The organism is Bartonella doshiae NCTC 12862 = ATCC 700133 (assembly GCF_000278155.1).
Lineage (GTDB): Bacteria > Pseudomonadota > Alphaproteobacteria > Rhizobiales > Rhizobiaceae > Bartonella > Bartonella doshiae.
Genome location: NZ_JH725094.1, coordinates 41,685 through 63,095, shown reverse-complemented (window position 1 = coordinate 63,095; position 21,411 = coordinate 41,685). Strand labels below are relative to the sequence as shown.

At 39.9% G+C, this 21,411-nt stretch carries 32 protein-coding genes; 10 read left to right on the top strand and 22 right to left on the bottom strand.

All coding sequences use genetic code 11. The annotated features are described in order from the left end of the window. Window positions 1-5: 5 nt before the first annotated feature. The 12 genes from MCS_RS00325 to MCS_RS00270 all read right to left on the bottom strand — a co-directional run bounded on the left by MCS_RS00325 (window position 6) and on the right by MCS_RS00270 (window position 11,082). A complete protein-coding gene (locus tag MCS_RS00325) occupies window positions 6-1,202 on the bottom strand; it encodes an RNA-guided endonuclease InsQ/TnpB family protein (RefSeq protein ID WP_004854278.1) in 1,197 nt (398 codons plus the stop codon). Then, window positions 1,199-1,822: an IS607 family transposase gene (locus MCS_RS00320; protein ID WP_004854276.1), complete on the bottom strand. Its 624-nt coding sequence runs from the start codon at window positions 1,820-1,822 to the stop codon at window positions 1,199-1,201. The genes MCS_RS00325 and MCS_RS00320 overlap by 4 nt, the downstream gene beginning before the upstream one ends. A gap of 44 nt (window positions 1,823-1,866) precedes the next feature. Then, window positions 1,867-2,127 carry a hypothetical protein gene (locus MCS_RS00315; protein WP_004854272.1) on the bottom strand — a complete coding sequence of 87 codons (261 nt, stop codon included), beginning with the start codon at window positions 2,125-2,127 and terminating at the stop codon, window positions 1,867-1,869. A 1-nt stretch (window position 2,128) separates the two neighbouring features. After that, a complete protein-coding gene (locus MCS_RS00310; protein ID WP_004854271.1) occupies window positions 2,129-2,512 on the bottom strand; it encodes a hypothetical protein in 384 nt (127 codons plus the stop codon). Between the two features lie 41 nt (window positions 2,513-2,553). After that, on the bottom strand, window positions 2,554-4,011 hold the full coding sequence (locus MCS_RS00305) for a hypothetical protein (protein WP_004854268.1): 1,458 nt from the start codon (window positions 4,009-4,011) through the stop codon (window positions 2,554-2,556). After that, window positions 4,011-4,709: a phage adaptor protein gene (locus MCS_RS00300; protein ID WP_004854267.1), complete on the bottom strand. Its 699-nt coding sequence runs from the start codon at window positions 4,707-4,709 to the stop codon at window positions 4,011-4,013. Before MCS_RS00300 ends, MCS_RS00305 begins: the two co-directional genes overlap by 1 nt. A 72-nt stretch (window positions 4,710-4,781) precedes the next feature. Beyond that, on the bottom strand, window positions 4,782-5,240 hold the full coding sequence (locus MCS_RS00295; RefSeq protein WP_004854264.1) for a hypothetical protein: 459 nt from the start codon (window positions 5,238-5,240) through the stop codon (window positions 4,782-4,784). A 19-nt stretch (window positions 5,241-5,259) separates the two neighbouring features. Continuing rightward, on the bottom strand, window positions 5,260-6,402 hold the full coding sequence (locus MCS_RS00290; RefSeq protein ID WP_004854263.1) for a N4-gp56 family major capsid protein: 1,143 nt from the start codon (window positions 6,400-6,402) through the stop codon (window positions 5,260-5,262). Between the two features lie 97 nt (window positions 6,403-6,499). Next, a complete protein-coding gene (locus MCS_RS00285; protein WP_004854261.1) occupies window positions 6,500-7,411 on the bottom strand; it encodes a hypothetical protein in 912 nt (303 codons plus the stop codon). An 11-nt stretch (window positions 7,412-7,422) separates the two neighbouring features. Beyond that, window positions 7,423-9,477 carry a portal protein gene (locus MCS_RS00280; protein WP_004854260.1) on the bottom strand — a complete coding sequence of 685 codons (2,055 nt, stop codon included), beginning with the start codon at window positions 9,475-9,477 and terminating at the stop codon, window positions 7,423-7,425. Continuing rightward, entirely contained in the window at window positions 9,462-10,787 is a 1,326-nt protein-coding gene (locus tag MCS_RS00275; RefSeq protein ID WP_004854258.1) for a PBSX family phage terminase large subunit, read from the bottom strand. Before MCS_RS00275 ends, MCS_RS00280 begins: the two co-directional genes overlap by 16 nt. Then, the gene (locus tag MCS_RS00270) at window positions 10,768-11,082 is read right to left on the bottom strand and encodes a hypothetical protein (RefSeq protein ID WP_004854257.1); all 315 of its coding nucleotides are present in this window, start codon (window positions 11,080-11,082) and stop codon (window positions 10,768-10,770) included. Before MCS_RS00270 ends, MCS_RS00275 begins: the two co-directional genes overlap by 20 nt. Window positions 11,083-11,373: 291 nt before the next feature. Here MCS_RS00270 and MCS_RS00265 point away from each other — a divergent pair, with 291 nt between their 5' ends. Genes MCS_RS00265 through MCS_RS00255 form a run of 4 tightly spaced genes read left to right on the top strand, consistent with a single transcriptional unit; the run spans window position 11,374 to window position 13,140 of the window. Then, window positions 11,374-11,847 (top strand): hypothetical protein, encoded by a 474-nt coding sequence (locus MCS_RS00265; protein WP_004854254.1) that lies wholly within the window; start codon window positions 11,374-11,376, stop codon window positions 11,845-11,847. Between the two features lie 35 nt (window positions 11,848-11,882). Continuing rightward, entirely contained in the window at window positions 11,883-12,239 is a 357-nt protein-coding gene (locus MCS_RS00260; RefSeq protein ID WP_004854253.1) for a hypothetical protein, read from the top strand. 10 nt (window positions 12,240-12,249) lie between these two features. Next, a complete protein-coding gene (locus MCS_RS08435; protein ID WP_004854251.1) occupies window positions 12,250-12,423 on the top strand; it encodes a hypothetical protein in 174 nt (57 codons plus the stop codon). 12 nt (window positions 12,424-12,435) lie between these two features. After that, window positions 12,436-13,140 (top strand): hypothetical protein, encoded by a 705-nt coding sequence (locus MCS_RS00255; protein ID WP_004854250.1) that lies wholly within the window; start codon window positions 12,436-12,438, stop codon window positions 13,138-13,140. Between the two features lie 16 nt (window positions 13,141-13,156). Here the strand turns inward: MCS_RS00255 and MCS_RS00250 are convergent, their stop codons facing one another. The 4 genes from MCS_RS00250 to ssb form a co-directional block, all read right to left on the bottom strand. Continuing rightward, entirely contained in the window at window positions 13,157-13,489 is a 333-nt protein-coding gene (locus MCS_RS00250) for a type II toxin-antitoxin system PemK/MazF family toxin (protein ID WP_004854248.1), read from the bottom strand. Continuing rightward, complete coding sequence (locus MCS_RS00245) at window positions 13,489-13,746, bottom strand: AbrB/MazE/SpoVT family DNA-binding domain-containing protein (RefSeq protein WP_004854246.1); 258 nt, start codon at window positions 13,744-13,746, stop codon at window positions 13,489-13,491. Before MCS_RS00245 ends, MCS_RS00250 begins: the two co-directional genes overlap by 1 nt. 96 nt (window positions 13,747-13,842) lie before the next feature. Next, window positions 13,843-14,337 carry a hypothetical protein gene (locus MCS_RS00240; protein ID WP_004854244.1) on the bottom strand — a complete coding sequence of 165 codons (495 nt, stop codon included), beginning with the start codon at window positions 14,335-14,337 and terminating at the stop codon, window positions 13,843-13,845. A gap of 53 nt (window positions 14,338-14,390) precedes the next feature. Next, window positions 14,391-14,837 (bottom strand): single-stranded DNA-binding protein, encoded by a 447-nt coding sequence (ssb, locus tag MCS_RS00235; protein WP_004854241.1) that lies wholly within the window; start codon window positions 14,835-14,837, stop codon window positions 14,391-14,393. 193 nt (window positions 14,838-15,030) lie between these two features. Here ssb and MCS_RS00230 point away from each other — a divergent pair, with 193 nt between their 5' ends. Next, window positions 15,031-15,330 (top strand): BrnT family toxin, encoded by a 300-nt coding sequence (locus MCS_RS00230; RefSeq protein ID WP_004854240.1) that lies wholly within the window; start codon window positions 15,031-15,033, stop codon window positions 15,328-15,330. Continuing rightward, complete coding sequence (locus MCS_RS00225) at window positions 15,308-15,613, top strand: BrnA antitoxin family protein (protein ID WP_004854238.1); 306 nt, start codon at window positions 15,308-15,310, stop codon at window positions 15,611-15,613. Before MCS_RS00230 ends, MCS_RS00225 begins: the two co-directional genes overlap by 23 nt. A gap of 23 nt (window positions 15,614-15,636) precedes the next feature. Here MCS_RS00225 and MCS_RS00220 read toward each other — a convergent pair whose 3' ends face one another. The 6 genes from MCS_RS00220 to MCS_RS00190 all read right to left on the bottom strand — a co-directional run bounded on the left by MCS_RS00220 (window position 15,637) and on the right by MCS_RS00190 (window position 19,064). Continuing rightward, the gene (locus tag MCS_RS00220) at window positions 15,637-15,963 is read right to left on the bottom strand and encodes a hypothetical protein (RefSeq protein ID WP_004854235.1); all 327 of its coding nucleotides are present in this window, start codon (window positions 15,961-15,963) and stop codon (window positions 15,637-15,639) included. Between the two features lie 176 nt (window positions 15,964-16,139). Further along, complete coding sequence (locus MCS_RS00210; protein ID WP_244596000.1) at window positions 16,140-16,553, bottom strand: hypothetical protein; 414 nt, start codon at window positions 16,551-16,553, stop codon at window positions 16,140-16,142. Next, window positions 16,537-17,775, bottom strand: a complete 1,239-nt coding sequence (locus MCS_RS00205) for a DUF1376 domain-containing protein (RefSeq protein WP_004854231.1) — start codon at window positions 17,773-17,775, stop codon at window positions 16,537-16,539. The genes MCS_RS00210 and MCS_RS00205 overlap by 17 nt, the downstream gene beginning before the upstream one ends. Further along, window positions 17,765-18,244 (bottom strand): crossover junction endodeoxyribonuclease RuvC, encoded by a 480-nt coding sequence (locus MCS_RS00200; RefSeq protein ID WP_004854229.1) that lies wholly within the window; start codon window positions 18,242-18,244, stop codon window positions 17,765-17,767. Before MCS_RS00200 ends, MCS_RS00205 begins: the two co-directional genes overlap by 11 nt. 106 nt (window positions 18,245-18,350) lie before the next feature. Then, on the bottom strand, window positions 18,351-18,704 hold the full coding sequence (locus MCS_RS00195) for a hypothetical protein (RefSeq protein WP_004854227.1): 354 nt from the start codon (window positions 18,702-18,704) through the stop codon (window positions 18,351-18,353). Window positions 18,705-18,746: 42 nt separating this feature from the next. After that, on the bottom strand, window positions 18,747-19,064 hold the full coding sequence (locus tag MCS_RS00190) for a helix-turn-helix domain-containing protein (protein ID WP_004854226.1): 318 nt from the start codon (window positions 19,062-19,064) through the stop codon (window positions 18,747-18,749). A 50-nt stretch (window positions 19,065-19,114) separates the two neighbouring features. On the opposite strand from MCS_RS00190, the gene MCS_RS00185 reads away from it, so the two are divergent. The 4 genes from MCS_RS00185 to MCS_RS00170 all read left to right on the top strand — a co-directional run. Beyond that, window positions 19,115-19,765, top strand: coding sequence for a LexA family transcriptional regulator (locus tag MCS_RS00185; RefSeq protein ID WP_004854224.1), 651 nt, complete (start codon window positions 19,115-19,117; stop codon window positions 19,763-19,765). Window positions 19,766-19,930: 165 nt separating this feature from the next. Next, a complete protein-coding gene (locus MCS_RS00180) occupies window positions 19,931-20,335 on the top strand; it encodes a hypothetical protein (RefSeq protein WP_004854223.1) in 405 nt (134 codons plus the stop codon). A gap of 37 nt (window positions 20,336-20,372) precedes the next feature. Beyond that, window positions 20,373-20,807 carry an antA/AntB antirepressor family protein gene (locus MCS_RS00175; RefSeq protein WP_004854222.1) on the top strand — a complete coding sequence of 145 codons (435 nt, stop codon included), beginning with the start codon at window positions 20,373-20,375 and terminating at the stop codon, window positions 20,805-20,807. Continuing rightward, window positions 20,800-21,411: Rha family transcriptional regulator (locus tag MCS_RS00170; protein ID WP_004854221.1), on the top strand; the 612-nt coding region annotated here is incomplete at its 3' end. The genes MCS_RS00175 and MCS_RS00170, both read left to right, overlap by 8 nt.

Genomic DNA, 21,411 nt, shown 5'->3' with positions numbered 1-21,411 from the left:
TGTGATCATTTCTGATTAAATATACTGTTGATTTCCTGCTTCTTTGAGGCTGGTTTCACCAAAGTCACAGGACATTGGCCAGAGCCTTCCTCTCCACAGGCTGATACGGTGGAACTCACCGCCAAGTTTTTTAAATTAATCGCGGCATTAATGTCTCGATTATGGTGTGTACCACAATGAGAACATCTCCACTCACGTATGTTAAGAGGCAATTGTTCAATCTTACATCCGCAATGATGGCAGATCTTACTGCTCGCATACCAACGATCTGCAATAACAATCTGTCGACCATAACGTGCCGCCTTATATTCCAATTGACGGCGAAACTCGAAAAAACTTTGATCTGCAAGGGCACGCGATAAATGCTTATTTTTCAGCAAGCCTTTTACATGAAGATCTTCGAGACAAAATGTACCAAAACGCTGAATTAAATCTGTTGTAACCTTATGCAAATGATCTGTTCTGATATTACTTATCCGTGCATGAAGCTTAGCGAGTTTTTGTTTCTCCTTATAACGATTGCTCGAGCCTTTTTGCTTACGGCTTAGCCTTCGTGATAAGCGCCGTAAACGATTTAGCAAAGCCTTATAAGGTTTAACGCCTCCTATGGTTTCTCCTGTCGAAAGCGTTGCAAGTGCATTGATGCCCAAATCAAGACCAACAATAGCTTGGTTCTCGCTCAGTGACTCTTGATTATCTGTTTCAACGCTAAGACTTACAAACCACCGATCCGCTTTACGGCTAATGGTTGCTGACAAGATCTTTCCTTGAAATCGCAATTGTTCTCGCAGACGAACCCAACCAAGTTTGGGAATTCTTATCTTGAAACCTTGCAACTGTATTTGATCATTGGTCAAAGTAAAACGATCGTGCACTCCTTTCTTTCTAAAAGTGGGATATCGGCTTCTCCCTGAAAAGAAATTCTTAAAAGCCACACCCAATTGAATAATTGCCATTTGTGGAGCATTTTTAGTAACTTCCATCATCCATGGAAATTGTTCTCGTTTTAGAGAATTGAATTGTCTACGTAGCGCATAGTCATTAGGCTTTGGTAAATTATTATCTTTCTTCCATGCTTCATATTGCTGCTGCCATTCCTTCAGTGCCCAATTATAAGCAAAGCGCGCGCAACCACTGGCTCGAGCCATGTAGCTTCGTTGCTTATTGTTTAAGTCTAGAGCTATTTTGTGAGCAACAATCATTGCGATGCCTCTACAGCTTGACGAACATTCTCTAATAACCTTTGATTTTTTCTCGAACGACTTCCATAAAGACGAGCACTAAAGACAGTAATAATTTCTAAAACATCTTTGGCTAAATCTTCTTCAAAACTGCTTTCTTCCCCCTGATTGAGAATGACAACCTCAACTTGTTTGGCTTCGCAAATGGCGAAAACCAATTCTGCACCAAAGCGCAATAAACGATCTTTATGCGTAATCACCAAACGACCTATCTCATTTTCAATGAGAGCATCCAATAAACGTTTAAGACCCTTTTTACGATAATTCATCCCTGACCCTAAATCAGAGATGAGTTCATAAGTCCAACCTTGGCTTGCGCAATAAAGCTCAAGAACCTGTTTTTGTCGCTCTAAATCGTCTTTTTGATCATGGCTCGATACACGCGCATAAGCAATGGTTTTTCTTTGTGACAGTTCTCTCGAATGAAAAAGCTCAGGCCTAAGCTTGGATAGGTCATAACGGCGGTGTCCTCCTGCCGTATGCTCAGAAATAATTTTGCCTTCACCTTCCCAACGGCGCAAAGTGCTAATCGAAACACCCAAAACTTGAGCGGCCTTACCTATCCCAACAAATCTATCCATAATGTATATTATTACACAGATATAAATAGATTACAAGTAAGCTGTTAAAGCCCTGTGGCTAATCCATTTAAATAATTGTTATCATAGTTATGCGTATTATTGCTAAGCCCATTAATCGCATTCTTTGTTTGATCACTTAAACCCGCAACTCGCTGCCCGTCATAAACGGCTTTTCCGCTGCCTTGGTTATAAAAAGTCATGGCATCTTGAGCTGCGTGTTCAAAAATACCTTTTGCCCATTCAGGAGGGGCATTTGTTTGCGTCGTATTTTGGGTATTCTGGATTGGTTTAGAACTTTTTCCCATGTTAAAGCTGCTTTCTATATTCTAAAAGATTGACGAAATATCCATGCGATTTAAGAGATTTTTCCCACCCTCGCCTGCCTATGATGACAAGCTCTTTTGCCCCTTTTTCCTTGTAATAGGCTTCAATCTGAGTAATAAGCTTTGTTAAGGGCGCTCCTCCCTTTCCACCAAGGGTGACAATAACCGCCCTTAATGCTCCAGTGACAAGTTCTTGTAACTGTGTTGTGACGTGTGCCATAAAGTTTTCATGCGCATCAACGATAATCCAAAGAACTTTTTCTCCCTTCAAAATATCGTTTAAAATGGTCTCTGTATTATAATCATCAGGGAATTTTTGATTAAAATAAGCTATCGATTTTATGACATTCTCAAAATAGGGCGCCATTTGTTCAGCACTCCATTTTTCTGTATTATAGATCTTAAAATTCATCTTATGCCCGCGGGTTTGAGCGTTACATCAAAGCCTGTTATATGCGTCCATGGCGTGCCTTCTGGTATTCTCAGACGCAAGGCGTGATAACGCGCCCGTGAGCGGATATTATACATCCCAATATTATAGCCGGCATAACGCTCTTTAGCCCAATTTAATTGGTTCTTGTTATCAATGATAAAAGCCGCCCCAACACTTAAAAAACCTTTTGTTGTATCCGCTTGAACAAAAGCCTCACTCATCAGGTTGATTTGCCTGCCCGTATCCCCCACAATTTGTGAAGCAATAACTGCTTCCATCGGAGGACCTGCAAAAAAACCAAATTTGTTGTCTGGCGTAAAGGCTCCTAAAACAGGCGCACCATTTTGCCACATTTTACTATCAAGAGAAGCTGGTAAATCTTTCAAGCTCTCTTGTACTTCGTCTAAGCCTTCTAATGTGTAACCTGCTGCAAAAAGCGGAAATAAGAGAAGGTTTTGCCCCTTAATGACACTCCATATTTGTAAGAGCCAATCATAAACATAAATATGCATCCCTTCGGTGTTATCATTGATAGAAAAATAAACACGAGAATAGACCGGATCAATACATGCCCTCATCTCATCAATGGCAAAGTTATTGTAAAGTGTGAAGATAGTTTTATCGACTTTTCCAAAGCCAATAGGAAGCATTTCACCAGCACTGTTGATTTGATAAAAACCATCATCAGATGCAAAGAAAGTACAGTCTCCACGGCTTGCAATTGCCATACTGCTTTTAGCCCCTATTTTGTCTTTTATTTTTGCAAAACTGAAGATAATTTTAGAGCCTGGTACAAAAGTTGCGTGATAAATAGCGGAGCGCATGAAAATAAGTGGATTTGTTGATTCCGTAGACCCTTGAACATATTCACCATCAGGAAAATCTTGATAATCGCAACTTTTCTCCCCAACCGTCCAATGGGTTGCATCATTCAAACCGGACCACTGCACACGGTTTGGCTTATCTGTTAGTTGCATCAGGCAAACAAAATCACCCCACACACGCACAAGTCCAGCACGCGGCGGATTACCGCTCAAATCACAAAACCTTTCATCCGTTTTTAACGAAAGCATTTGTGGTGGGTCATTGCTATTAACAGCAATGATATGATCACCAAAGGAGGCAAAAGACCAAAGTGCAGTCTCATTGGCGTGATATCGTGTGTGAGGTTTGCTAATGTCTTTCCAGCCGCGCGTGCTGTTGTCATATTCATAAAGTTTTGTTGGTGCCCCCACAATAATGCGCACACCACCCAATGAGCGCACAGCATAAACCCCCAAAATCACATCCGGAAAAGGATCTGAGACCGGCGCCACCATGGGAAACGGAATATACGAGTTTTGTGCAGGTAAAACGTTCACGATCTCACTGGAATAACCACTATTAATAAATGCAACATCTGGTCTATATTCAGCAATAGGGATAAAGGTCATCAGAAATCCGTGTGTTGAATTTTTAACAAATTCTTGCGCCGTGATGTTTCAATTTGAAGCGCATCTAGTTGCTCTTGAAACATGGCAAAAGCTGCTGCTGCCATCTGTGGTTCTTTAATAATATTCATATAAATTTCATATTTTGCACGCGTTTTGATCAGTTCATAGGCTTCACGAAACCATATGGACGCTTCTTGTGCGCTCTCAATATCTTTTATTCTTATAGGATCGAGAATAAGCCTGATAGAATAAACCCGCTCTGGGGTTGGATACAAAATAAGCTTTTGTTCAAAATAACTGTATCGCGTAGGCATGCCATGGTTACAATCATTCTCAAGATTCTCAATAACAAGCGGATCTACCTGCAAAAGCTTTGCTTTGCTGTGATTATCTTCATAAATATAAGCATCAGCAATGCGAACAGCAGCCGAAATAACTGGATTTTCGTCCGCTCCATAACGGCTTTTCCCCTTTAGAGTAGTAAAAACAACTTCGCGACTTTCATTAAAATAAAAAGGCAATCGTTCACAAAATCGAATGGCTGAAAATATCGCCTTTTGAACTTGATCAACATATTCATCTGTTTGGTCATCTATTTCATCCTGAATATCGTTTAACATCTGAATGAAATTTTTATCATGAGGAACAATAGTCTGTTTGTCTCCAATCGGACCACTTGTCTGTACTATTATTGTCATATCACCCTCTTCCAAATGTCTTGAGGCATCTTGTATGGGAGGGGGACGCAAGCAATAAACGCCCCCTTGCCTTTAACGATTGGTGTAAAACTCAACAATCACCTCAGCATCCCCTTTGGTGCTTTTCTTGTCTCGTGTCATGTAAATCGTATTTTCAGCTTCTAATGGAACATCTCGTTCTTCCATGGGTATGTACAGATTGCCATCGGTAGATTGCCGAAGCCCTATATCTCCATAATCATTACCATGAGGCTCTTTTCCAAATGTAACCGTTACATCTTCAAAATCCTCCATGGTATAAGCTGTAATACTTTTGATAAAAGCCCCTCGGGGTAGAACACCAATTTTCGTTATCAACCCTTGGTCTGTACATTTAACACGCGCCCGTAAAAAACTAACCTGCTGCGTAGAGTTGTTGCGTCCTTGCAAAACAGGTGGCAATCCCTCATCTATCATGCCAACGGTTTCAACGGGTTCAACAGTCTCAACGGTTTCATCAGGTTCCTGTGTAATTAGCGATTTTTCTGCCATAATTGCCATCCTTTAATAATTAGCTTGCTTCAGCAAAAGAAGGGATAACAATCGTACCAAAGTCTTGTCCCCCTTGATCAGAGTGCGGCAAGGTATAGCGTGACTTTTTCATGCCGATAATGGTTTTAGCTGCAACCCCAAATTCACGTTGATAATCAAACAGTTCTTCAACAAGTTTATAGCGTGTTCCCCCTTTCCCATCACCTCCTGTTGCTCCATTGCCAACGCGCCCATAAGCCATGATAACACTTTGCGCACCAAGCAACACAGCACGGCGAACAGATGTTACAGGCTCTTGTGTCTTTGAATTGATACCATTGGGGACATGTTCAGCTTCACGCAAAATGACACCGTTATACATCCCCAGAGAGCCCTCAAAAATTGGGTTCTTAGCTCCAGAGCCATCATAAGCTGCCTTGGTAATGTCTAACCATTGACCACTCTTTGTATTGGTGCGCAATTGGGTCACCTGTGTTGGGTGGAGATACATCACATATGCCGATTTTCCATCAACACGAACCGGACGCAAACGTGGATTTGCAAGTTTTGCGCGTTCAACAGCTTTATCTATAAGATCTAATGTAAAAACATCGTCTTTTGTAAGTTCTTCATCAGTCTTTTTCTTATTGGCACGAATAACACGCAGTTTGCTTGGCTCTAATGGAGCATTAAAACCATAATGTACGGGTTTAAGGGTTATGGTGCGTCCTTCGAAGTGAATCCATGGTGCTGTATAACCTGCTGCCTGAATGAAGAACATCAAACTTAAGCGATCTGCATACCAATCAACAAGCCCATCTTTTGCTTCTGTTCGTAAATTAAATAAAACACGTTGTTGATCAATGGTGCCTTCATATTTTACGCGTACAGCATGAGAAAGCTCGTTAATGCGCACTGTTTCATTCATAAATTGGAGTGCTTCTTCATTGCCTTCCAGCGTTTGTCCCTCGCTAACGCCATCCCCCATAAGTTGGACGCGTAATCCACTCGTCACAGAGTCACCAGCGGATTTTCCTAGCATATCCAATACTTGAATAATGCTGTTTTTGCCTTTTCCCATCAGCGGTGCAATGGGCAACGCTTTTGAAGTTTCTGTGTTTAGCATCTTAGCCCAAACGCCAACGGCTAATGGGTCATTAAGATTTACCTGTGTTACTGCCATTTCAATCAATGCCTTTCTTGGTTTTTAAAACTTGCCTTGCGGCTCCCCCAAACGATAACAATCACTTGGTTCTCTCTGTTGCGTCACCACGCACATCTCACGCTCTGCTCATAATTTGTTCAAATTTTTCGGGATTTTTCTCAACCCATACAGCAAATTCGGCTTCTGGCATGGAAAAAAGCGTTCTCACATCCATACCACCTGTTGGAACTTGCCCGCCACGCGCTGTAAGCGTACGCGCTGCTTGACTTCGCTCTTGAAGAGCTCCCACTTCATCCTTAACTGGCGCTCCACTATAGCCAAAAGCTCTCGCTTTTTGCACCAAAACCTCAATTGGATTTATACCGGCTTTCTGACACTGCTGGCATATTTGGCGCAATTCAGCACCAATTTGCTGTTGCCGTGCTACAGGGTCTTTCCATTGCGGATAAAGGCTTGCTTGCGCTTGTAGAACATTGTCTGCTCTTTCATAGAGATAGTCCGTGATACTGTCTAAATCTGGATATTTATCTTGTACCTGCGCTTTTGCTTCCTCGAAATAATCCCCTAACTTTTGGCGTTCATATTCCTCTTGACTCATGCGCTCTTGGCTCTCTCTCATATGAGAAAACTCATCAAGCAATTTCTGTTGTTCCTGTACCTTATGACTAAGCCATGCAACATGTGCTTTTGGATCGTCTTCTAGGGAGGGAACATTTTCTTCACGGCGGCGCGTGATTTCTTCCTGCATTGCGGCATATTTTTGCGCAAGTTCAATAGCCAATTCACGCGCTTCAATGGCGCTTTGTTCTGCCTTTTGGCGTGCTTGCCGCTCTTGCTCTAGTTTATCAGATTCTCTTGCATCAGAATTTGGCTGCTCCTGAAGCGGTTCTACAGCTGGTTGTTCAGAACTTTCCTCTGCTTCAAGAACTTCCTCAACTTGTTCAGGCTCGACCAACTCAACAGTATTATCACTGGCAAAATGTTCATCATAGATTGCTTGTTCTTCAGGCGTAAACTCTTCTTCCATATTCTGTCCCTTCAATGTGTTATTATATTTTTTGTCAAAACTCGATAGTGTTCCAACTGTGCCTGTAGGGCTTTGCGTTCTAAATCGCGCTGCGCTATTTCATTTTTTGCCTGTTGAAGCTCAAGTTGCATCCGCGCTTGTTCTTGCTTCAAGAAAAGTTCGATATTTTTCTGCTGCAATGCCGCTTGTTTCTGCTGTGCATCAAGTTGATAGAGTGTGCTCTTTGCTTGCGCTTCCTGCTGTAAAACAGCAATCTTTGCTTGTTGCTCTGGAGTTAATTGCGCCCCTTGGCTTTGTTGCATCATCTGCTGTTGCTGTTGTTCTTGTTGTGCTTGCTGTGCCTTTGCGGTTAAACTTGCTACCAATGTTGCCGGTAGTGGGGAAAGCTTTAAAAGATCTGGAATCATCTCCGGTGTTAAAAACCCACCAAGCAAAGGCAACATTTGCGTAATTGCCGCAAAAGTTCTCTCTTTTTCATTGGGGCTTGTTGGTGAATCATCAACAATAATGTCATACTCAAGCGTCGTAACAGCTTCACGCGTCAACGGCACATATTGGGCATTCTCTTGTCCAGAAATACGTACCAGACGTCCATCAGAGAGATAATTCTGGATAAGATAAAGGATAATCTTTCCCTGCCTACACCGATAAAGCTTGAGATTATCAAACAGCCCCGCAAGCAAATTAAGCGTTGATTGCCGGCGTGTATTTTCCAGCACATTGGCTTGGTTGACCTCCCGTGTTCCGATAAACTCAGCCGATAACCCTGTTACATGCGTTATCGCTTCACGCGATTCATTAAACAGCTGGAAAAATCCATTGGGAAATTGTGCACTTGGCTTTGGTTGAATTTTCCCTCCTGTAAGCGCGCCATTTTTAACCCAAGTAATCGTATCCGTTCGCGCCCAGCTTTCTAACGCTTGGCGATCATCATCGAAAGCGCCTCGTTCTGCCATCAAGCCGCCCTTAGACTGGCTATTAAGGATATACATCACTTGGCTAAAATATTTATTCGACCATTTTTGTGGATCTTTTGCGGGGCGAACAATCCCGTAAAACTGGTTTTTAAGCTTATCCAGCGTGCCCGTGATACACTCCCACCCAAGTTGCCCATCAGGTGCTAATGGCTTATCGGGCTGGCTTAAAAGACGTCGTCCCAGAAAAGCGCGTCTCACCACTTTTTTATTAAAACGCGCACCTTGTAACTGTGGCATAATCCTTTGAAGCTGTTCAAACTCCTGTTTGCTATAGTTGCGCATCTGACCGGTTTGAAGATCAGGCGCCTTGTAAGTAGTCTCATATTCAAACCAACGGCATTCAACCAGCGTAACATAGCGTTTCCCAGAACTCGGCTCTGAGAGAGAAGTCGCATTGGAGTCATCATGATACGCATCACGCGACACATGAGAATCCTCAGAAGCGGTTGTACTATCGATAGCCCAATCGGCGTTAAGATCTTCAACAGCCATATCAGGAAAAAGACTTTTCGCATCCTCAACGGATTTGCGATCAACATACCACATACGCTGTGCATCAACGAGATTGGGTCGCACAGCATTCGCATCCCAAACCATTTTTAAGGGATCTAAACGCTGAACAGCAGGTATCCCTTCGGGATCTGTATCATAATCAAGCCGCGTATCTGTCCAGCCCATGCCACAAATAACCATATCTTGAAAAGCATCGGAATCTGCATATTCTGCCTCCGCCTCATCACGAAACCATTCTGCTGCTCCAGTAAGCAATTCATTGGGTATTGCTGCTCCCATTTGCCGTGGTTGAAACTGTACTTCGCGCTTATTATTACGCTCCGCACCAACAATAGCATTTACAAGCGGTGCAATACGATTAAAGGTCATGACAGGGCGGCGTTGTGTTTTCAAAACCGCAAGATCTTCCTCTGCCCATTGGCGACCATTATAAAAATCAAAATCTTCACGCGCCTGTTCACGCCATTCATTGACATGTTCAATATCTTCTGCATACCAAGATTTTAGGCGCTTATAGAATTCATATTCATCAAATTCTGTCGTTTTTTGAAAGTCGTGATCTAGAATGCCATCCATGATGCCGCTTCTCTTTCTATAGCGCGATAACGCTCTTGTTGCGGTTTAATACGTGGTGCTTCATAGACAATGCACATCAGTCCAAAGGCATCCGCCCCATGGCTCGACCAATCATGCTCTGCACCCAAACCAATGCCGCGCTTCTCATCCCATTTCTCGTGATACCAATTCAGTGCTTTGCGCCCTGCTACCGTCATCTCTTCGTGAAACCAAACAGAAGGCAAAATACGCCGCACCGCTTCTATACGCATCTTAACCGCCCCTGCCCCTTGATTAGGGATCACTTGCGTTTCAAAGCCCGCATCATTTAAAGCACTCTCAAAACTCACATTGTGCACACGGTCTCTGGTCGCACCGTCATGAGGCAAAACCATCAGTGCTTTCTCATAGCCATTTTGACGCAACCAGCCTATATGCTCTGAGAGCGGTTGCCCCTGTGCTTCATAGTAATCGAGAACACGAATTTCTCGCCCCACAAACTGTGCTATCCATATTGCTGTCGCATCCGCCTTAGCACCCGTGCCCCCAATATCCCAAAAAGCACGTATTTGCATCAAAGGATCACGAGCAACGCGTCCTATTCGCCCCTCTTGCTCAGCTGCCAACATTTCCTTTTGATAATAAGCACCCTGAACGGCTTTCAGATAATCCCCTTCCCAAATATGCTTATAGCTCTCTGGTCGATTGTTAAGATCATCCAACCGCGCTTCATTCAAGATCTTGGGAAACTTCGGATTGTCTGACCAGTTGATCTCAACACGCTTAATTGCCTCATTGTCTGAAAAGCGAAACCGCTTCTCAACGGGGGCATTCTCTCGCAATGGGTTCCATGTAACCCATAACTCTGCCCGCCATCCTTCTCCTTCTTCACGCAACGTCGGTATAAGCGTCTGCCAAGCCGTCTCTGTAACGGGCTCTGCCTCATCAACCCAACAAAGCAAAATACGCCCCATGGATTTGATACTTGCAATATTGCGGTCAAGACCAGAAAACTGAAAGGCTATACGACCATCAATCGACTTAATCGACGACTCCCCAACCTTGTAATAGTCCTTTAAAAAGTCATGCGCTTCAATGGCGCGTTTAATCTCCTCCAATGAACTTTCTGCCAAAGAATTCTGAAACTGCCGTGCACAAAGTATAGTGCCTGATATCCCTTCCCTACCAAATTGATAGCCTTTTAAAGCCGCCATCAAGGCAAATGATCTTGTCTTGCCTGAACCGCGTCCACCCCAAGCAGCACGCACCAAAGCCTTTCCTGTAAAAATCGGTATAAGCTTTGGAACAATATTAATCTGTCGTGTTGTCATTGACCAAAGGCGCGATTTCTACACGCGTTATCATCTTAATGGCTTCCCCATCTTCCCCTGTCACTTGAAGAGGCAAAATCTTTCCTAACAATGACAGATAAGCAGCGGGGCATTTGATTGCCTGTTTTTCGAGATAAGAGATCAAACCATCATCACCATATTTCTTACCAGCGCGCTCTGCTGCCTTAAGCACTGCTTCTTTCAAAATACGTGTCGTTTTATTTGGCACGCCTTTTACCCGCCCTTGACCTGCCTTTGGGGGCGTTCTTTTTGCAAGTTTTTCAGTGGTTTTCATGTGTGTTTCTTTTTGTAAACAAGACAATAAAAAAACCCCGCAAAAGCAGGGCTCTGAACAATCATATAAACTTATAAGAAAGGTTATACCTTTATCGTAATTCTAGACGCAATTCGACCAGTACAGCAACGCCATAAAACACTATTTTTCATATCCTGTCAACAAAAAAACACGATATTGTGTATTTTTTATTTTTTTCACCTAAATCTAGTGTTTTTAACAACCAACCACTCACAATTGTATCATCTCAACGAATCAATTATACGGAAACACAAAAAGCGGGGGGAATTAATGTTATTTTTCAAAAAAGCAGATTTATGCAGAATTAAAAAAACATTTACACTAATTTTGTTCTTACCGTTCTTTGCTATAATTGGCTTTATGATACTGGGTTTTAATCCCTTCGGATTAGACAACCAACAACAAGATAAATTAATTGTACCAATATTTGTAGCACTTATATCGTATTTTTTGATACTAAGTGCATGTGCAAGAGAAGAAAAGCTAAGTTTAAAAGATGAAAATATTAACAGCGCATTTTATGAGCTCTTGTCCCTCCAATTCCAAACAGGATGCTATACAGCTATGGCTGCAGCCTTTGTATTTTATCCTGTAATAATATTAGCATTTTTAGGAGTGTTAATTTTTATTGCTATAATACAAAATTTAGATGAAATTCTACCGATCGTAGCGATTATAGCATTGATATTAATTTGTCTTATAGCGTTTATAGCGTTGATCAAATTTATTTGGAAAATTGTCTAACGATCAAAATATTTAAAGAATGAAATGATACCAACATGACAGCACAAATATCGAAAACATTGCATGAAAAACAAGATGATACGTCTCTTAAATGGGATTTAGCACTCAATATACAAAAAGAGATCAAGGAAACAATGAAGTCTGGTGTTGTTTCACGAACAGAATCTAGATTAATAATTTTTATAAGCCTATGTTTATCTATTATTCTCACAATACTAGGCAATGCAGATAAAGCTCAAATGGATGCCGCAACCGCAATAGGGTTGATATGCGTATTACTTCTGTATGGCTCCTTACCAATCTCTATAGTACTATACATCGTAATAAAGAAGAAACTAAACAAAGTTATTAAGCAACTGGATGAAGCACTTGCTCATCAAAACCCAGAGTGAGGAGAGAGAAATGATTACAGCTGCGATACTAGGGCAAATTATAGGAACTATTGGGGCTTGTGCAATAATAATATTATCTATTTCACTTGTTTATTCTATCGTTAAATATCTGAAATTATACCGTAAAGCGATTAGAGGACGGAATCTAGCGCTCCAAGAACTAAATAAAGCGATTGACGAGTAAAAAAGGAGGGAAATGTGGTTTATTATAGGAATTGCAATCCTTATTTTCATAATAATCCCAATATTAATTAGTATCATTATATTAGTAATTTACGGTGTTGGATTCTTGTTAAAGAAAATATATGAGATTCTAGGTACGATACTCAGTGTAGTAATGAGAGTACTAGTAACAATAATACTACCAACGGTAGAGACTATTGACTATGCCTTTACAAAGGACAAAAGAAAATGGAACGAAATAATTGAGAAACGAGAAGAATTTAAAGAACATAAAGCGATTAAGAAAAAAAACGGAGAAAAAACGATAAATTATTACTTCCGTTTTGCTAAACATGGGGTATCTCTACTCTTGTGCTTAGTGGAACTCTCCTACTTCGCAGCAGTAGTCACTTTAATAATCATGTTTCCTACAGTGTACATAATTTCCACGCTTTTTCCCCAATCTTTTACCCCTTATTTGTTAGGGACAATTATTTTAATGCTTACTCTTCCCCTTACAGTCTGTATGGCACCAATCCAATATAGAATACAAGCGCTACCTGTTTCATTTTTACTACAAACAATGCTTCTCTGGATTCAGTTTCGGGAAAACCTCTCTATGGATACTGTATTCTGTATCGGATTTGAAGTATTCGTATATATATTATTTAGCTTTTCTCACGCAGTATTTATAGCCGAACTATCAGAAGAGCAATCAACTGCCTTTGAAACATTATAATAAATACCTGAAGCAATTAGGTAAGAAATGTTGATAGCTTGGCAAGCACTTCGTTCATAATCATGGAGGGAACTGTTTCCATTTTCCTTCCCTGACGCGCTGCTATATCGAGAGCTCGTGGTTGATCACAACGTATCACACCTGTGGTATGTAATCCTGTTCCTGCTAATGAAACAGCAAACCCTGCGGTTCTCGCAAAATTTCCTCCACTTGTAATAGGTAAAACAATTGGTGTTTTCGTGACATGATTAAACGCCTCCGGTGACACAATCAGTACAGGACGCGTTCCTTTTTGCTCATAACCAGAAGTTGGGTCAAGCGATACAAACCAAATTTCGCCCCGCTTCATTACAAGAGCTCTCTACCAACAGGTTGAGCATCAAGCCACTCTATATCCTCATCCGCAAAATCATCTGAAGGATTACATTGGGCTAATAATTCATCAAGAGTATAACTAGGGAATGCCTGTGGTTTTACAACCAATTGTCCATTGTCAATAGCCAAACCCACTTGCGTGTTTTCAGAAAGATGAAGAACATCAAGCAATGCGGGCGGTATAGAGAGCATAACTGACCCTCCAACTTTACGTAATTTTGTTGTGTGCATAAAACACTCCCTTTAATATTATATAAAAATATAACATTCTAGTGCATATTCTTCAAGAGCTTTTCATGCTTTTATGGGAAAAGAACAATAAAACATTTACCATTTATTTTTTTGGTCAAAATATTTATGAAGCGCGTTAAGAGCGACCCGCAATGAATTCACAAGATATGGTAATGTTTGGTCTTCAACAACAATATATTGTATTGCTGCATAAAGATTATACTGTCTATAGAGATGTTGTGTTTCTTTTATCGCCTCTTGCATATTAGAAAACTGTTCTGTTGCAAATTCAGCCCATTTCTCTCTTGCTTTGTCATCAGAAGAGGTTGGCATTTCATCATAAACAGCGCTTGGTAAACCTTTTGCACACAAATAATCATTTTTCACTTCAAGATATTTTTGTGCAGCATCATACTGGTCTTGAGTAAGCACGCCTTGCAAACACAGCCGCCCCACATAAGTACCAGCAAGCGGATTTTTAGCCTCTTCAATTGTCAAACCAAAGCGTTTAGCACGCATTTCAATTGCCAATTGATTAACAGGATCTTGACGTACTTTCACTTGTGAAATGTAAGCATCTTTCTTTTTCATACATCCCCTAATCTGTGGGAGCCCACATGTTTCTCTTTGCCATATGTTATCAATCAAAATGGTATGCTGTCATTAAGAGATGCACTACGATCAGCAGCACCTGAAGCGATAGCATAACTTTGAGCAGTGATAGGTGAAGAGGATGCAGATTGCTCTTTCTTGCTATCAAGCAAATATAATTCGCCTTTAAATTGTGGTAAGACAATCTCTGTTGCAAGATGTTCACCGCCGTTTTTATCTTGCCATTTGCGTGTCTGTAATTTTCCTTCTACGTAAACCTTTGAACCTTTGTTTAGATATTGAAGTGCAATTTTTGCCAAATGTGGATTAAAAATCACCACGGAATGCCATTCTGTTTTCTCTACTTTTTGATTGGTTTTTTTATCTGTATAGCTCTCAGAAGTCGCTATACTAAAATTGACTATTTCTGCTCCAGAATTCATTGTTTTGCTTTCGGGATCAGCACCAAGGCGTCCGATTAACATCACTTTATTTAGCATGTTTTTTCTTACCTTAAATTTGTATTTTAATACATAGAAAATCTTAGCATGATTTGCATATTTTTTCAATTATTTCAAAATGATATTATTGTTTTTTAACATATAAAATTATATTTAATATGCAAAAAACATAAATAGTTCAGTGTTCATTTAAAACTCTTGAAATACATACATAAATGTATTAACATAAGACATGAAAATAAGATTTGAATGGGATGAAACTAAAGCAAGAAGTAATCTTAGAAAGCACCGTGTAAGTTTTGAAATAGCCGCACGTGTTTTTGCAGATCCATTCGCCATGGTTAAGCAAGATCGTATTGAAAACGGGGAATATCGTTGGCAAACTTTAGGGCTTGTGGATGGCTTTTTACTGCTGCTCGTAGCGCATACTGTCCATGATGATAAAGATGGTATAGAAGTAATCCGTATTATTTCAGCGCGACGAGCTAACTCAAAAGAAAGGAAACGTTATGAAGAAGAAAGTTCGTTATGAAATTGATGTAGGTAACTTATCACCTTTGACAGATAAACAGAAAGTTGAAGTTGATAAACTGGCTGCAATGCCGGACAGTGCAATTGATCATAGTGATATTCCAACACTAGATGATGCATTCTGGAAAAACGCTGTTCGCAACCCATTCTATAAACCAACCAAAACTGTCACAACAGTGCGTGTGGATTCAGACGTTCTAGCGTGGCTTAAAAGTCAAGGGAAAGGATATCAAACGCGGATTAACGCCATTTTACGTGACGCCATGCTTCGTTCAATGCGTTGACCTCTTTCCTGCTACAAAAAGTATCAAACTGCTTTCGATAATTTTTTGATCTCTTTATTGATTTCATCTATAAGAGGTTCGTAATTGAGAACGCTTTTCGGAATAGCACCACCGTAAACCCACGCTTTCACTTGCGCTTTGGTACTGAAATCTGCATTCTTAGGTGTTTTGTAATACTGACCACCATCAAACTTTTCACATTCTCTTGTACCGTCTTCATATTTGTAGAGGTTGTAAAAATACTCCTCTGCTCCGTCCCCCCAAGGAACATAACCAACAGCTGTTGCAACAAACTCTTTTTGCATGGGCTGTTTACGGTTTTTTAAGAACAGGTCTTTTAATATTCTCATGTTTTTAGTCCATAATTTTACCAACTGGTCTATTTGTCTCAAATTTGACCGTACAGAGCGTTTTATATTGCGGATATTTTTTCATCGTAAAATCTTTAAATCGCTTTTTATGGTACTTTTTTATCGATTTAAATACATATCCAATCCAAAAATAGTCAGCACTTTTCACTATTTTGCTAACCTGCAATGTTTTTCACTGTTCCCCCAAGACCATTTAAAATCCCTTCAAGCTTTTGCTTTTCAACCAACGTGAGTGGTCTTGAATTCTCTCTCATTGCCTTTTCTTTCAGCCTTTTTTCACGGGTGTTTTCAATTGCTCTACGTACACTTTCGGCTTTTGAAAGAAGAGTATTTTCTACTGTCTGGCAATAAGTTAAAAGCTCTCCACAAGTTGGCATAAATGTTTTTGATATCCCAATTGCTTGACCTGTTACGATATCTTCGACACCCTTTTTCAGAGCATATGACGAAATGCGGTCCAGCATCATGCCATAGGATAAAACGACGGCTTTAGCGTCTGTGTTCGCAGGGACTCTCATGCTTGAGAGTAGGAAAGAAGCTTGCTCAATTTGTTTAACTGAAGCTTTCACAGAGAGCAACGCTTGTAGACGATTGCAAGCATCTAAGGTTTGCGCTTCCTCCTGTTTCGTCAATGTATTCCCAGCTTTCAGCGTCAATGGATACCCCGGACTGATCATTTCCATAATCTTCTCCAGATGAGAGATGATCTCTGAGTTCGTTGAAGCCTTCTGCAAGCTGTTCTGTGAAAGTTTTCTGAGTGAATTTTCCATAATGACCACCTAACCGTTTCTCCTGTTCTAATCTTGCTTTTTTCTTAGCTAGCATTCCATATTCGGGATGTGTAACCCACTTGTACCAAGCCTTTTGCCAATCACTTTTTTTAGCATTTCGACATGGGTTATCTTTCCAATGAAGTTTAAATCTTTCGAATTCTAATAACGCCTCATCATGCGTTAAGCCTTTATCGATTGCGTATTGCAAATTAGGTTCAAAATCCGCAGGCAATTGACAGTCTCTATCGGCTTTAATCCGCTTGGCTTTCTTAGGAACGCTTTCTTGCTCGTGAATGGGAGGTTGGTTGTCTACACCCGTTGCGATTTGCTCTGATGTAGTCTCAACAGCAGCAACCTCTGTTGGTTCGTCAACCTGTTCGTTTGTTTCTAAACTTTCAGAACCAATTTCTTTTTTTGCTAAAACGATAGTTTTAGTTTTTTTATTATAACTGTTAATGTTAGTGTTATTGTTTATGTTATATATATAGGCATCATTAAGCATGTCGTAAGCATCATGCTTAGCATCCTTAAGCATACTGTTAGCATCATGCTTAATAACTTTAGCATCGTTAAGCATGGCTTTAGCATCGTTTTTATCAGGATTTTCAGAGGCTTTAGCATCATCACAAGCATCATTTGTATGTTTATCCCATCTTGCCTGCGCTGCTTTCTTTGCTCTCTCTGATAACTTCTTTGACCGAGATGTCTTCGATACCTTATCTAAGCTTTCATTAGAGTTATTGAGTTCTTCTTCAACTTTTAAACTCCATAAACACCCATCGTCTAAACGTTCGATATGACCTGTGTTTATTAAAACTTCTAACGCTTTCATAAACATTTTTACTGAACAACCAGTGTAATTAGCCCAGACCTTTGTGTTATTTAAAAGCGGCTCTCCAGTATAAAGCATTTGCAAACGCAATTTTATATAAACATTGCATTCAATGGGAGATAAACAAGCAAGATCAAGAATCCACCTATCTGCAAAAAGCCTCGTCCACGGTAATTTACTGGACATATATACCCCCTTCTTTCATTAAATATAAAATTGCTAAAGCATCTGCTTCGTTGTCGTCTTTCGGATTGTGTCCTTTTGTACGCACTGCCTTAATCATTTCTTCTTTTGAGGCGTTGCCTTTTCCTGTCGTCGCCTTCTTAATGGTGCCAACAGGAATGCCTTCATATGGTATCTGATGATGTTCACACCAAGCCGTTAAGTGACCTAATAAACCACCGTACACATGCGCTGCATCCGTACCAATATGCCGGCGCACCTCTTCAAAATACACCGCATCAATTTCATCAACAGACCTCTTTAGTTCAATAAGCCACCGTTTAAAGCGTAAATAACGCATACCACCGCCTTCAAAACGGCGTGATTGAAAATTTTCTGTATCGCTTGTTATACGACCATCCGCACCGCATATAGCCCAGCCTGTCTTAGTCCCTAGATCAAGACATAAAATGGTTTGTGCGTTAGTGATCATAATCCCCCCTTAAGGCTGTTGCGTATTTATGCGTGCGCTGTGACAGAGCGTGTAGTCATAAGTTAAAAAAAATGAACTCACTCAATTCAAAAATACACAGCATGCTTCATCTCGCTGCACTAACTAAATGTGTAGACCGATTGTATTTCTGTAAATTATCTATGAAACGTTTTTTGAAACCATATGCGTTACTACATGCCTTTATGGACAATGAAGGTCCTAAAGTGCTTTGAACTATCAAATTATCATTTTCATCAAGAGAAAAATCCCAATCAGAATCGCTAAAAACAATTGTGCTGCCATCTGGAAAATGCATTTCTTTTGTTAAATCTTCTAAAATGCAAAAAGTATAAGATAAGTTTTTTATTTTTTTACGAAAGACATAAAAACCAACAAGAAACATGATTACATTGGCTATAAAAAATACAATCATCATTGCGAAATTGTAATCCATTCCCATTCCATACCTCACTTATTTTCCTTCATATTATCTTTTACCTGTTTAAGAGTGTGAATGGTGCTGTTGATGTTCATTATTATCTGTAGGAGCAGCAATAAAAGTAGATTGTGAAGATAATTTAGAATCACATGATTGCGTCCTATAAAAAAACGAGAAAAAGTCTTCTGCCTTAATCGGTGCTCCAATTCTGTTGGCTTCATTCAAAAGAATTGGGATATGTTTTGTTGGAATTCTCCCACCAGTCCCACCTTTTGATATAGGACGGAGCCAGACATATACGCGTGTTCTATGTACCCCAAGCAACTGAGATACCCTACGAACCCCACCTAATAGATTTATTATTTCCGAAAATTGTTTCATAGCATATTATGTAGCGATTATAAAAACAATGTCAAGAAGGAAAATTAATAATGAAACCACATGTTGCTAAATTAGAAAATGACGATTGTATACAACGTACCTACAATAAAGATATGACAATAAGTATCTCACAATGGTTGCAAAATGCCTTATCTGAAGCTGGATTAAGCCAATCAGAGCTTTCACGACAGCTAACCGCTTCTTTAGGTCGCTCGATAGATCGTGCTGCCGTCAATAAAATGCTAAAAGGAACAAGAGATATTTCTGCTCGAGAATTATTAGAAATATCAAAGCTTACAGGTGCTTCTATTCCTACTAATCACTTAGTTCCTTTGATTGGATCTGTAGGAGCCGGAGGAGAAATAATCGCAATAGATTCTGGTTGTCTAGAAGAAGTAGAAGCCCCGCCATCTGCTCCTAAAGGAACTGTTGCTGTTCGCGTGGTAGGTGATTCTATGTTTCCAGCCATTGAAGAAGGAAGCCTTCTTTTTTATTCCTATCATTTGCCACCAGAGGATCTTATCAACAACCGCGCCATCATAAAAACTAAATGTGGAAAAGTTTACATCAAAGTATTACGTCTCGGGAAAGAAAAAGGGAAATGGGTTTTATCCAGTATAAATGGAAAATATGCTGATATCGTAGATGTAGAATTAGAATGGTGCGCACCTATCGACTGGATTAAGCCAGCCAGAATATGAATTAATATTTTTATACTTCTCTTCAAGCAAGCCTTTAGTTTATTACTTTTAAAAAAATTTTCAAAATCGCTACATTTTTTTGTTGACTTTGTTTTTAAAATCGCTACATTGGTATCCATAAACCACGCACAAACAATTGCCAAGAGGCGTTAGGGAGGGGAAATTATGGATAAGCCAATTCTTATTAATTCCAATGAAATTTTATTAGTTGTCTACGATAATGATCAACATATTGGTCGGTCAGGTCCACTTGATGAAAGCCAAGTTTTAGGGATCGTTAATGAAGCGGATGATGTAATCCAAATCTTTCGCATCAATCTTTCTGAAAAGAACTGTGAAGACATTTCTGAAGAAATTGCAGAAGCATATGTAAAAGAAAACTTCGAAGATCTCGATGAGGACAGCAAAGTGCAGTCTTATGTATATGAAAGTGATGCTTACCATAGTCTTTTAGACGATATCGCAGAAGAAAAATATAATGATGAGATGTTTGGTACCTATGAAGAGCAGAACCGTTTGCAACCCTGTGATGTCATTCCCAACTGTTCACCATATATAGTGCGTTTTTAAAAGCGCTCCTTTCAATCCCACCAATATGAGGTTCGTAATGGAAAAGCTTCTTGCTACTCAATACAATATTATTCAGCATCAAAAGGTTCAAACTATTAGCGCTCGTGATTTATATACCTTTTTAGAGGTAAAAACCGAGTTTAGAAAGTGGATAACAAACTGTATTAAAGAACTTAGCTTTAGAGAAGATGTCGACTTTGTACTTTCTACGAAAAAATTATCAAACTCCTCACGTGGAAATCCTCTTAAAGATTATGCTCTCACTTTAGACACAGCAAAACACATTGCCATTTGTGAACCTGGTCTCAAAGGTAAACAAGTGCGTGAATATTTTCTGAAATGCGAAAAAAAAGCAAATTCAAAAATCGATTATTCAAATCCTGAAACATTAGAAGATTTCTTAAGACATCTAAGACAGCAAATTAAGCACAATGACAATGTTGTCACAACGAACGGAGTGAAGCATGCATAATTTTATCACAACATCTGAAAGAAATTTTCAAAACACAACAGTTCAAACGATGTCTAGTCGTGAAATTGCAGAGTTATGCGGTAAGCAACATAAACACGTTATGCGTGATGTTAAGCAAATGCTTGAAGAACTGCACTCTAAAAGTACTGAGCCCAAATTTGGGCTGAGTGAATTTATAGGTTTTTACAAAGATTCAACAGGTCGCACTCTCCCTTGTTACAACCTCCCTAAACGTGAATGCCTCATTTTAGTTTCTGGTTACAGTATGACATTACGTGCTAGGATTATAGACCGTTGGCAAGAATTGGAAAAGCAAGCAGTAATACCACAAATCGATTACTCAAGCCCTCAGGTTATGCTTGGTGTTTTAACTTATCTCAAAAATGAAAATGAACAAAAAGATAACATTATTGCAAATTTAAAACCAAAAGCAATGGCTCTTGAAAGTTTACAGCGTCATAATGGACTCTTCGGTCTTACAGAAGCCGCTAAAATACTCGAGATGCAACCAAAACAGTTCATTCTCTTCTTACAGCAAAAAGGTTGGGTTTACAGACGAGCAGCAGGTGGAAATTTGCTTCCTTATCAAGACAAAATCCAAAAG